Here is an 11258-nt window from a genome sequence, read left to right on the forward strand (position 1 = left end):
AAGTAATATTATAATCCACTCTGCTCAAATCGATGAGGTCGGTCTGGATTCCATAAACTTAATTGGCTATAGGTTGCAAATCCTAACAGGTTCGTAAAGTATGGTTCGGTTTGGTTCAGTGGGATAAAGAAAGGTTAAATCTGGTTTGTATGGATAGGTCTAGGTCTACCATAGGGCAGAGTGGATTCTATTAAAGATAATAACCGGCTTTTAGTTGGTTATTTTTTGTTAAGTATCTAATTTGACGCGAATTAATGTAAAAACTGATGAGGTAAAACTTAAATAAAAATAAATCATCCCGGCGTACGGCGGGCGTCAATAAGGAAGTATAATGAACAGGGAACGGTGTGGCCGGAAGGCTACGCCGTTTCTCTGTTTCTGCGTAACATTTCATCGGTTAGTTCGGGGATGTTCAGGATGCCCACGCCGTTGTAGACGATTTCCACCTTCCGCTTCCCGCTGCTCTTGGCGGGCGCATGGATGATGATCTTCGAGATAAACTCGTTTAGAATCGTCGGCGTAAGCTCCTGTATGTTCGTGTATTTTCTGACCGTTATAAGGAATTGCCCCGTATCCTCGGCCTGCTGTTCCTCCGCGGTCAGTTCCGTTTGTAAATCAGCAATCCTGTCCTGTAAATCCTTTTGCTCGGCATCAAAGTCCGCTGATAGCTTTTCGTAGCGTTCCTCCGATAACCGCCCAGATGTGCTGTCCTCGTAAATGCGCTTGAAAAGCCGGTCGACTTCCTCCGTGCGTTCCTGTGCCTTTTGCAGCGCCTTCCGCTTTCCGGCAAGAGATGCCTTCTGTTCCTCTATGGATTTTAGGCTCACCTGCCTAACGAAGACCTTTTCAAACTGCCGCACATACCGGACGACACCCCGCACATGTTCCAGCACCAAAGCGTACAGCACAACCTCCCGGATGAAGTGGACGGAGCAGGTTCCCGTGTTACTTTTGTAGTTGGAGCAGACAAAATGGTTCTGCCGTTCCTCAAAGCCGTTGGCGGTGCAGTAGTAGAGCTTTGCCCCACAGTCCGCGCAATAGAGCAAGCCTGAGAACATGCTCGTCCTGCCTGTTTTGGTCGGTCTGCGCTTATTCTTCCGCAGTTCCTGCACCCTGTCCCATTGGGCTTGCCATTGCTGATTTCCCATATAACAGAGTTCCGTTTCTCAAAAGCCTTAGCCTCTCGGATAACCTCTTTGATGTCCATTGGTTCGGGCATAACGGTTGTGTCCTGAAGATTCAGCAGACCTTTTCGTAGTTGCTTCTAGCCTCTTGGAATCGATATGCCCGGTGGCATGGGCGCGGGCGGCGATTTGATTTAAGAGATTGCCGATCCGGTAAAGCTGCTTTGTCATGGCGTAGTAGTCCGGTGACGGGCGGTCTTTGGGAACCAGTCCGGAAATGAGAAAGCGAATACAGGTGGATTTGGGCAGACCCGTCTTCACCGACATCGCGCACAGCTTTTCATACTCCTGTTCCGTGAAACGGATGTGAAAGGTATTGTTGTGTTTGCGCATATGAATCCTCCTTGCGCTGTAAGGGGGTTCAGGGGATTGCCCCTGACAAGCGAATTTGGGAGACCAAATTCAGTGCTTGCTGCAACAATCCCGAAGTCGGAATAGTTGCAGTTATCCCGACAAAAGAATTATCCCGACAATAAGAAGGCGTATTCTCCATAACAAGCTTTGCAATAAGGCTTCTCATAGAAAATGCACCTAAAAATATCGGGATAACTTTTTAATCATGCCGGTGTTCGGATTACATCGAATCCTGGACATCAAGCAAAAAGTCGGGATAATTTTTCATTTTAAACCGTAGAGCTTTTTCAACACCTCCTCGTCATCAACTTGGAAGCGAAACGACGAATCCTTGCCTAAAAGCGGATTTTGCGAATCCATCGATTGCTCAATGGCCTTCCTTTTTTGCTCTGTGTCCGCATGGGAATAAATCAGCGTTGTATCCAATTGCGCATGCCCCAGCCACTGAGAAATCAAGGTCAAATCCATGCCGTGCTGGTATAGGTGCATGGCCCGGCTGTGCCGCCATAGGTGCGGATGAACATTCTCCGGAACCTCTGAGCAAACTTGCCGGGCCGAAAACCCATATGCCTTCATGAATTTTTGCACATTGTCATCCGACATCGGGCGTTTTTGACCATCCCGGATGACATAAAACAGATATTCTTCGGAAAAGCAGTCAGCATCCAGATGGAACGTTCGAATATAGCTGCGGAAATGTTCCATTGTTTTCTTCATCAGCGGAACCGTCCGTACCTTTGCGCCTTTCCCGTGCAATGTGGCAGTTGGGGTCGCTCCCGGATGAATATCTTTTACCCGAAGGTTAAGGACTTCTCCAATTCTTGCGGCAGTATCATACATCAGAATCATGAAAAATCTATTGCCGAGCCCTTTTGCCGTGCTGATATCCGGCTGCTCCAAGAGCGCTTTCACCGCCGCCTCACTCATAAATTTTGGTCCTGCGGCTACTGTCTTTTTCTGCGGTATCTTTTTCAAGGCAAGATGATACATTACGGTTGTTGGTTCCATTGAAGCTGCGTAGCGAAAGAATGACCGGATACACGCAAGCCTTTGGTTCCTTGTTGCAGTGCTGCAGCCGCGAGAACATTCAATATGATCAAGAAAATCCGTAACCATTTGGCAATTCAGCATTCTAAATGTGATTTCTGCCAATCCGACATTTTCTTGTTGTTTGGTAAAGTCAAACAGCAGTTCCAAGGACGTCCGGTACGCTTTTATCGTGTTTGGGCTGGTGCATTTGTAGAGTGGCAGATATACTTTTAAAAAATCGTGCACCAGCTGAAACAATGTTTGGTCAGTTATTCGGGCCATACATCCACCTCCGGAATCAATCCTTGAAATCCGGCCCAGTCAATTCCTGACGATTTGACCAGGTTTTCCGGAAGGAGATGTATATAATACGCGGTGGATGAGATTTTTTCGTGTCCCATGTATGCGCGCAGATATGGAAGCATCGCCGATAAATTTTTCTTTTCATCCAGCCATTTGTTAAGGATTGCGGAGGCAAAACGATAACGCAGATCATATACCCTCACCCGTGGCAATGTATTTGGGGCTTTGTCTGGGTTGGCTCGAATCCAACATAATACAAATTCCCTCCGCAGTTGCCGGTGGGAATAAGCTCGGCCATCAGCGCGCGGGAAGAAATACTCGCTGCCCGGGAATATCATATTGCGTCTGGTTTCATAAATCCTGCAAAGATTGCGCATGTCATCGGACAAAACTACGATCCGTTCCTTGTGCCGTTTTGCTTTGGTTATCAAAATTTCTCCTGTTTCCAGATTTACATTCTGCCGTTTCAGTTCACGCCCCTCATGGAGACGCAGCCCGCAGGTGTAAATCAGTCGGAAAATCACAGGTATGACAATGGATTTTCCAGGGTCGCCGGGGTCGGAGGCAACCCTGTCTGCAGCGTTAAACAATGCTTTGAGTTCTGCGTCGGAAAACACATATGGCGTGAATGTCTCGGCATGCCCGACAAACCTTTCAGGAAAAATGTAGGCTTCTATCCCCATGGAGTTCAGGTATTGTCCCCAACCTCGAATCATTTGGCCTCTGATTTTAAGATTTTGCACACTCTCATGCGGGCGTTTTTCTATCCATTTCAATACCATTTCCTTTTTCAGCAGGGATTCTTCAGGGAAATGTGTTCGGCAAAAGCGGTCTAGATCACGCAAGCGGGATTCATAGGTTGAGCGCGCATAGCCGAGAGCTTCTTTGAAAGCGAGCATCTCTTCCATCAGCGGAGCAAGATTGCTTGTGAATTGGTTCATACCGGCAACACCCCGTCTCCGACTTCGATTCCGCTGAAATCCAGCGCGCATTCCTTCAGATGTACGCTGTCTAAGGAAATATATTGCTTGGCGGATTCGATGCTGCCATGGCCAAGAATCTGTGAAATTGTAATAACCGGAATTTCGGCAACAGCCATGTTTCTTCCGACTGCGCGTCTGAGCGCATGAAAGCCCTTGCCGTCAAAAGGCTTACGGACAATACCGGCTTTCTTTTGATACTCGTTGAAAATATTCGCAATAGATACGCCATTGCTCAGATTTTGGTACGGTGCATTGGTTCGAAGGAACATATACTCCGATTCGGAATTGGGCCGGCCGTGTATAATGTAGGCTTTAATCGCCTCGCCAACGGCATGTATAAGCGGCAGAGTTAATATTTTCTGCGTTTTCTGTTGTACAATATAGATTTCGCCGGTCTGCCAGTCTATGTCCCTCAGCTTAAGGTTTACAATATCGACGGCACGCAGCCCGGTGGCCAGTGCCAGAGTGACAATGGCATAATCGCGTTTGCCAATGTTTGTGGATCTGTCAATCTGATTCAGCACCATACATATTTCGTCATGTGTAAGGCAAGGGAAGATTTTTGTTTCCCGGACGATAGGGTCGGGATAAAATCTTCTCATAATCAAAGGAAAGCTGTTCTGTTTTTTGCAGGTACATGTGAAAGATCTTGAGATACCCTCTCACATTTGACAGGCTTCCGCCTTTTAAATGGCGCGAACTGTAGATGAGAAACGCTTGGATATCCTTAATGCTGATATTTGCAAGATCGTGATGTCCCTGTGTCTCTAAAAAAGCTAAATATTTTCGGACGGCCCAGGTGACGTCTCCCTTGGTGTTGGGATGATACGAAGTCGAGGAAAGGAATTGCTCAAGAAGCTCTTCAAAATAATCATTTAATTTGAATTTCGAGCCTCTGGGCCTGCAGGCCCATTGTAGCTTGCCCGTTGCATAAAATTCGCCCATGCGGTCCGCTGCCTTCAATAGAGTACGATAGCGGTTCCGGGTGATTTCACCGTTCTTAAACTTCTTTTCGATCATGCAAGTGTAATCCGCCATAAGCTCTGCGCTGTATTGGGTTACCCCGCAGCTGCGATAAAATTTGCCGATAGACAAGTACAAATCATGATGGTTTCTCCAAATACCGCGCTCTGTCACTCCAAGACCCCTTAATGCATCCATGATCTGCGGAATCATTTGATTGACTTCCATAACTTTCCCGTTCATAAGTACCACTCCTGAGAAATAGAGTCAGAATTGCTATTCCGCCATTCTGCTATTTCCATTATGGGTATTTCTGAATAAGGACGAACGCTTTTTGGAAGTTATCCCGACTTTTCCTTTTGGGCAATCGCGGCCTTGCTCATGCCGTGAAGGAAGCAGGCGCGGATACGCCTTGCCTGCGTTTTCGATAAACTCCTGATGGCCGCGTACAAACTCCTGATCGGCAATTTCTTTCTCGTAAATTCCCTGCGGAGATGGCTCGCGATACAGAGCGGCGTTCTCAATGCCGTCGTCCATGTCGAGGGAATAGTACGCCTTATGGACACGCCTGCGCTCGTAATACGCATGGTCGTCGCGCTTGAATTGGGTAAGCGCCTCTATAATCTCGTCTTGTACTTCAAGAAATGTGTCCGATGTATATGCCGGGTAATAATCCCGCAGATTGATGGTTTTCATGTTCAATCCTCCGTTTCGATTCTTTAGGCATGGGCAATCGAAACAGGGAAGGCGGGGAGCGGCAGTTTCTTACCGGTTTGTCCGATATGACCGTACGATACATACCGCAGGCGGTCGAAAAAGGGCGCAAAAAAACACCTTTAAGGGAAAATCCCTGAAAGGTGTCGAATGAAAATGAGCGCAGTAGCCTTCCGAATATCCTTTTAATTTTTTGAAGTTGTGTAGAATTAAAACTTCTGCTATATCCGGCCGCTACGGTAGAATAGCGGCCCCTCCACAGCAGAACACGGCAACTTGGGATACATAAAGGCCCCCTATCCCCAAGCCGCCGCTAATACATATGGGGCAAAAAAGGACATACTTATCGTGCCCTCGGCAGTCTCCTTTTTAAGAAACACGGCGGCTTAGATTTTTGATTTTCAAAACCGCCATCTATTTTATAATTGTTTTTTTGCACAACTATTCAGCCACCATGACAACGGTTTTTTTTATTTCCGTTGTCTGGCGGCATTTTGGGGTGGAAGCTATTTTTAGGGTTCTTTTCACTGCTTTATCTCTCTTTTGCATAGGCGGTAGCGTCCGGCGCTATTATTTTTTCCGTAGTACGAAAGCAATAAAATTCAGATATTTCCCGCCGCCTGCGTCCATTGTTTTGCGGCAATGAACCGCAATCTCATTTTCTTCTTGATTCAGCCAATCCACCCAAACGTTCTCGTTGCTTTCCATCTCGTATATGGAAATTACCTCTGCATCACGGCTGCTATTCACTATTTCCGTCCAATAAGCAATATCACGCAGATAGGCAAGCTGCTCCGGTGTCCACGAGAGAAGCAATTCTTTCGGCAGGTTATCATGGCAATCTTTTTTCAGGCCGGGTACGCAGCAGTAAATATATCCACCGTGTTTGACAAAGGGCAGTAGTTTTTCGTCCAAGTATTTTGGGTCACGTCCCCAATAGTTATAGGAATCTGTGCTGACTACCGCATCGAAAAATTCTTTTTCAAAGGGCAAGGCGGTGGCGTCAGCCTTAACGGGTGTAATCTGTTCAAGGGTTAATCCCATTTTATAAAAAAAACTACGGTTTTCCTGCGGCTCACTCCACAAATCGGCGGCGTAAACCTTGAAGCCATAATCTTTTACGAGCATAACACTTGTATGCCCTTGCCCACTTCCGAGGTCGCAGACGAGACTTCCGGCAGGGATTTTATGATTTAGCAGCATTTCTTCCTGCAATTTGAATGGGTTAGGCCCCATGGCCGTAGCCAGTAATTCGGGGGTATTGTACTTTTGGCTTATTGGATACTCCATTGTAATTGCTCCTTATCTTATCTTTTATTTGCTTTATTGCTTTTGCATAGTTAAATTATACCCCGTTCCTTTTATAAAAGCTCCCTACTGAACGATACAGAAGCAAAAAGGCGACATGACAAATCTGCCATGCCGCCTTTAAGGTATATTTATCATTTCTTCATTTCGGATAATATCTTATATACAGTCTTGGGCGACAAATAGAACTTATTTGCCAGTTGCGGGACAGGTGTACCACGCTGGTATTCCGTAAAAATGGTTGCATTACGTTCGTCAAGCAATTGTCTACTATTACTTAATTCGCCCCAGCCTTTTTTGTTTTCTTCTTTACGAGGAATATAAAGATATTCGCCGTCAATATGTTGTTGTATTGCCATAATCAAATCATCTGGCAATATACAGATTGCATTTTTATAGCCCATTGTGCGCCTCCTAAATAATCAAAAAATAGGATTACGCAAGGACTATCCTCATATTTGAATTATGCGATAGCCCTTGCTACGCACAATACCGACTCCAATGCACCTTTAGGGATAAGACAACGCTCCTTTCGTATTTATCTATTGTTCTTGTCTTTAATATGCTTCTTTAATTGTTTCATTTCACCCTTGCCGCCGAACATTCTATTGAGTTTCTCGTTTTCAAGCTGGCGGGCATTTAATCCGGCGTATGATACTTCCCGTTGCAATTTTTGATAGCTCTCAAAGCGTTTTTCGGACAGTATTCCATTTTCGATTGCTTCTCTAATGGCGCAGCCCGGCTCTGCTCCGTGAGAACAGTCGCCAAATTTGCACCGGGCGGCAATTTCTTCAATATCTTCAAAGGTTTTTGACAGGTTGCCCGTATAAATCTGCAACTCCCGCATACCGGGCGTGTCTATGACAATGCCGCCATTTGGCAATAGCAATAGTTGGCGGTGGGTTGTGGTATGTCTGCCCTTGGCATCATCTTCCCGTATCGCTCTTGTTGCAAGCACATCCTGCCCCATAAGGCGGTTAATAAGTGTGGACTTGCCAACTCCTGATGAACCGACAAACGCAATCGTCTTTCCTTGCCCGATATAAGCGTTAATCTCGTCAAATCCATTCCCGTTTTCAGAAGAACAGGTAATGACCTCCGCTCCCATGCTCACCGAAGCAATATCGTTAAGCTTCTGCGGTAAATCAATACACAAATCGGATTTTGTCAGAACGATAACCGGGGTCGCCATACTATCCCATGCGATTGTTAAATATCGTTCAATTCGCCGGATATTAAAATCCGCATTGAGCGACATACAAATGAAGATAGTGTCAATATTGGCCGCAATCACCTGTCCAGCATTTTCCGTACCGGCAGATTGCCGCGCTAAAACGCTTTTGCGGCGCAGGATATGATGAATGATTGCATTGCCGGTGCTTCCGTCCAATCGGTCAATCATCACCCAATCCCCAACGGCGGGGAAGCTGGTTTGGTCGTTTGCGTGGTAAGCAAATTTACCCGAAACACTTGCATCTATTTCTCCGTATTCACTAACTACTTTATATAGGTCGCGGTGTTGCTCGGTAACTCTGGCGATAAACAGGCCATTATATAAGGTTGCCTCCTGTTCAAAGCGTTCGTTTAGTCCGTAGTTTTTCAAATTGATATTCAATGGTTTCAAATCCTTTCGCAAAGTATATGCGTACCAAATAGCCTTGCGACAATAAAAAAAGCGCAGTTACCCACTGCGCTGCAAAACAAACAAAAGAAGGTGTTAAACAAACACTTCTCCGTCATTCCGTAAGGCATTTGGGTACACAAAATAAGCAGGTCAAAACCCTGCCTCTGTGATACAAATAATTACCTTATCGGACGACCGACATCAATACACCTCTTTCTAATAATTATATAATAGAGTAACATCATTTCGCAAAATTGTCAAATCCCTATCATTGCATCATATTAGGGCTTCCGCTAATCGGCAAGCAGGGCAAGTGTCAATACACTTGCGTATTTTTTGCATTTTGCCCTGCGGCCAAAACACAAAAAATCTGCTTGTTGGGGCCTGCCCCAAACCCTTGCCACTTCGGGCCATGTTGGCCCGAAGATGGTCGCTCCGCTTAAGACAGAAAAAGTACCTGTCGGTTAAGTGTCCAACAGGTACTTTTAAAACTATGCTTTACTTATAAACGATTTGATAGAGGGCGCTTTCCTCGGCCTCATGATTTAGTTCATTCATCGCGCCGACCCATTCCATCCCGGCTTGCCTTATCCGGCAGATTTCTTTTTCGGCTGGTTTGGTTTATAATGTCCTGGATCATTTCCCTTGCAAGTAAATCCACTTTGGCGAGATGGGTGTATAATTCGCCTGACAACAATAGCTTTGCATACAATCCGCGCCTGTGGGTTTTTAGATAGGTATGGCGCAGCATACCGTACTTGCCGATTGTAGCCTGTTCGGCTTCGGGCAGAGCTACATCAGGCAACAGGTAATCTCCAGACTGTGAATAAGTAATCTCTTTTATTTGCTTTAGCCTCCAATACGTTTGTAGTTGCTGTTTCCAGCTTATTTACAATACCGTTTGCCGACTATCCAATGTTTGTTTGAGATTACTTCCTTATCACATGCCGCCTTAGGCTGGGTTTTTGCTTTTATCGATATGTTTCTTCAATGTAACATTATGCAATATTTTGTCGATTAGGAGGAAATGTCGATATGGTAAAGAAATCATGAAAAAGCATAAAGAAGGGAGATAGTTTTGCGTAGGTTTATTTTATTTGTATTGGTGGGTTTAATCGGAATTGTTCTGGTAGGTTGTTCATTCGGGCAATCGCCTGAAACTGTTACCAAAGAGTTTCTAACATCTCTACAAACATGCGACTTTGATAAAGCGGCGACTTATACGGAAACCTCAGATAAAGATATATCTAAGGATATTATTAAGAATGATGAAGGCGAAAGAATTGGCAAATTGATCTTATCAAAAGCTACTTATGAGGTTGGTACTTCAAGTACAACAGGAGAAAAGTTAACCGTTAAGGTTAAGGTTACTGCAATTGATATGGTTCGTATCGCTACAAAAGTAATGAGCGAATTAATGCCAATGGCTTTTGCAAGTGCATTTTCTGATGATAAGAACGCTAGCAATGAACAAATGGATAATTTGATGAATCAGTATTTGGAAAATAGCATTTCGGATGCGCAGGCTCCAAAAGTGGCTAATGAGGTTAATGTTAATTTGATTAAAACAAAAGATGGGTGGAAGATAGCCCAGGATAACGAAGAACTATTTGATGCAATCACTGGAAATGCCTCAAAAGCCTTTAAGTAAAATTAATCATATCCAACTTCCGGTAGACAGGTAGAGCAAGCTGTTTATAAATTTAACCCTTTCTCGCTTGTCGCTTGAGGCCAGCTCCGAAGTAGCTTCGAATTTATCTCAAAAAGACAAAGAAGATTTGTTGGTTTTACTGAAAAAAATAAGAGGTGAAGGAAAATGAAAAGCAAGATCGCGGAGTCCGTTAACCTAAGGTATGCTCCCGTAGCTATTGTATTCACCAATGAAAAACCCGAAGGGGCAACCCAGTTTAAGGAAGGACGCTGGGGCTGTGTGGTGGCCATGCTTCAAGCGGCGGCGAAAGGACGGATTACGGTTTTCGACCGTAAGACTTACGGTTGCAGCGGCGGCGGCACCGGTCTCGGTTTCGGCAATACTTACATTAATATGCCGGGTGGTATCGAATATTTCCTGTCTATGGGCAACAAAGAATTCTGCCAAAGCGAAATTGGTAAAAATATAGTGAAAAATTTGCCCGCCTTGGAACATGGCGAAGCATACAAGAAAACTCCGGAGTTCGCCAAGTCCTTTATAGACGCTCTTCCCTATTATGATGTTCCCACTGAGTACGTAGTATTTAAGCCGCTGGAAATACTTTTATCAGGTGAAAAACCGGAAGTGGTGGTTTTCCTGGCTGCCCCGGATCAGCTTTCAGCCATGGTGGTACTGGCAAACTATGCCAGGCACGGCGGCGACAACGTTATTGTCCCAATGGGCGCCGGTTGCCACAGCATCTGTATCATCCCTCTCAATGAAGGGAAGTCGGATAACCCAAGGGGGGTTATCGGCCTTATAGACGTTTCCGCCCGCAAACACGTGGCAAAAGACATCCTTTCCTTCAGCGTTCCTTACAAGATGTTTCTTGAAATGGAAAGCAACGTGGAGGAGAGTTTCCTGACCAGGGATGAGTGGTTAAAAATAAAAAAAAGGAATCAGTAAAAGAAATATAAAAACCTTCCGCGCGTCGTGGAAGACAGTCAATATAAAACGATAACTAGAAGATGGGGATTATTCTGAGTGCGGCATGGAGGACCTTGGCTCCTGCCGCATTCTGATTCTAAAGAAAAAGCACTTGAAAATGAAAAAGATACCTATACACTAAGATTAGACCGGACGGTCAGTATGTATGTCATCAAGGA

Annotated in this window: 13 protein-coding genes; 2 read left to right on the forward strand and 11 right to left on the reverse strand. The window is 45.2% G+C overall.

The genetic code is table 11. From position 1 onward, the window contains the following. Nucleotides 1-359 precede the first annotated feature (359 nt). The 11 genes from A4E54_RS14195 to A4E54_RS14245 form a co-directional block, all read right to left on the reverse strand. Nucleotides 360-1148, reverse strand: a complete 789-nt coding sequence (locus tag A4E54_RS14195) for a DUF4368 domain-containing protein (protein WP_240085139.1) — start codon at nucleotides 1146-1148, stop codon at nucleotides 360-362. A 27-nt stretch (nucleotides 1149-1175) separates the two neighbouring features. Beyond that, a complete protein-coding gene (locus A4E54_RS14200) occupies nucleotides 1176-1517 on the reverse strand; it encodes a plasmid mobilization protein (protein WP_240085138.1) in 342 nt (113 codons plus the stop codon). A gap of 285 nt (nucleotides 1518-1802) precedes the next feature. Then, on the reverse strand, nucleotides 1803-2849 hold the full coding sequence (locus tag A4E54_RS14205) for a tyrosine-type recombinase/integrase (RefSeq protein WP_286726493.1): 1047 nt from the start codon (nucleotides 2847-2849) through the stop codon (nucleotides 1803-1805). Then, nucleotides 2837-3811: a tyrosine-type recombinase/integrase gene (locus A4E54_RS14210; RefSeq protein ID WP_240084907.1), complete on the reverse strand. Its 975-nt coding sequence runs from the start codon at nucleotides 3809-3811 to the stop codon at nucleotides 2837-2839. The genes A4E54_RS14205 and A4E54_RS14210 overlap by 13 nt, the downstream gene beginning before the upstream one ends. Continuing rightward, a complete protein-coding gene (locus A4E54_RS14215; RefSeq protein WP_286726494.1) occupies nucleotides 3808-4380 on the reverse strand; it encodes a tyrosine-type recombinase/integrase in 573 nt (190 codons plus the stop codon). The genes A4E54_RS14210 and A4E54_RS14215 overlap by 4 nt, the downstream gene beginning before the upstream one ends. A gap of 10 nt (nucleotides 4381-4390) precedes the next feature. Next, nucleotides 4391-5059, reverse strand: a complete 669-nt coding sequence (locus tag A4E54_RS14220) for a site-specific integrase (RefSeq protein WP_240084909.1) — start codon at nucleotides 5057-5059, stop codon at nucleotides 4391-4393. Between the two features lie 33 nt (nucleotides 5060-5092). After that, complete coding sequence (locus A4E54_RS14225; protein ID WP_240084910.1) at nucleotides 5093-5512, reverse strand: hypothetical protein; 420 nt, start codon at nucleotides 5510-5512, stop codon at nucleotides 5093-5095. Nucleotides 5513-6100: 588 nt separating this feature from the next. Continuing rightward, nucleotides 6101-6745 carry an SAM-dependent methyltransferase gene (locus tag A4E54_RS14230; RefSeq protein WP_286726498.1) on the reverse strand — a complete coding sequence of 215 codons (645 nt, stop codon included), beginning with the start codon at nucleotides 6743-6745 and terminating at the stop codon, nucleotides 6101-6103. A 227-nt stretch (nucleotides 6746-6972) separates the two neighbouring features. Next, nucleotides 6973-7242, reverse strand: coding sequence for a CD3324 family protein (locus A4E54_RS14235; RefSeq protein WP_240084912.1), 270 nt, complete (start codon nucleotides 7240-7242; stop codon nucleotides 6973-6975). Between the two features lie 134 nt (nucleotides 7243-7376). After that, entirely contained in the window at nucleotides 7377-8453 is a 1077-nt protein-coding gene (gene rsgA, locus A4E54_RS14240; RefSeq protein ID WP_240084913.1) for a ribosome small subunit-dependent GTPase A, read from the reverse strand. A 559-nt stretch (nucleotides 8454-9012) separates the two neighbouring features. After that, entirely contained in the window at nucleotides 9013-9351 is a 339-nt protein-coding gene (locus A4E54_RS14245) for a TnpV protein (protein ID WP_312038121.1), read from the reverse strand. A gap of 189 nt (nucleotides 9352-9540) precedes the next feature. Between A4E54_RS14245 and A4E54_RS14250 the strand changes: the two genes are divergently transcribed. Beyond that, the gene (locus A4E54_RS14250; RefSeq protein WP_240084915.1) at nucleotides 9541-10113 is read left to right on the forward strand and encodes a DUF5105 domain-containing protein; all 573 of its coding nucleotides are present in this window, start codon (nucleotides 9541-9543) and stop codon (nucleotides 10111-10113) included. A gap of 165 nt (nucleotides 10114-10278) precedes the next feature. Next, nucleotides 10279-11058, forward strand: a complete 780-nt coding sequence (locus tag A4E54_RS14255) for a DUF169 domain-containing protein (protein ID WP_286726502.1) — start codon at nucleotides 10279-10281, stop codon at nucleotides 11056-11058. Nucleotides 11059-11258: the final 200 nt, after the last annotated feature.

This window comes from Pelotomaculum sp. PtaB.Bin117, from assembly GCF_002067195.1.
Lineage (GTDB): Bacteria > Bacillota > Desulfotomaculia > Desulfotomaculales > Pelotomaculaceae > Pelotomaculum_D > Pelotomaculum_D terephthalicicum.

Bases quoted from the DNA above. Each gene is read 5' to 3' on its own strand.
- A4E54_RS14195 (WP_240085139.1), bottom strand. From the start codon at position 1,148: ATGGGAAATCAGCAATGGCAAGCCCAATGGGACAGGGTGCAGGAACTG.
- A4E54_RS14220 (WP_240084909.1), bottom strand. From the start codon at position 5,059: ATGAACGGGAAAGTTATGGAAGTCAATCAAATGATTCCGCAGATCATG.
- A4E54_RS14225 (WP_240084910.1), bottom strand. From the start codon at position 5,512: ATGAAAACCATCAATCTGCGGGATTATTACCCGGCATATACATCGGAC.
- A4E54_RS14205 (WP_286726493.1), bottom strand. From the start codon at position 2,849: ATGGCCCGAATAACTGACCAAACATTGTTTCAGCTGGTGCACGATTTT.
- A4E54_RS14200 (WP_240085138.1), bottom strand. From the start codon at position 1,517: ATGCGCAAACACAACAATACCTTTCACATCCGTTTCACGGAACAGGAG.
- A4E54_RS14255 (WP_286726502.1), top strand. From the start codon at position 10,279: ATGAAAAGCAAGATCGCGGAGTCCGTTAACCTAAGGTATGCTCCCGTA.
- A4E54_RS14210 (WP_240084907.1), bottom strand. From the start codon at position 3,811: ATGAACCAATTCACAAGCAATCTTGCTCCGCTGATGGAAGAGATGCTC.
- A4E54_RS14235 (WP_240084912.1), bottom strand. From the start codon at position 7,242: ATGGGCTATAAAAATGCAATCTGTATATTGCCAGATGATTTGATTATG.
- A4E54_RS14215 (WP_286726494.1), bottom strand. From the start codon at position 4,380: ATGGTGCTGAATCAGATTGACAGATCCACAAACATTGGCAAACGCGAT.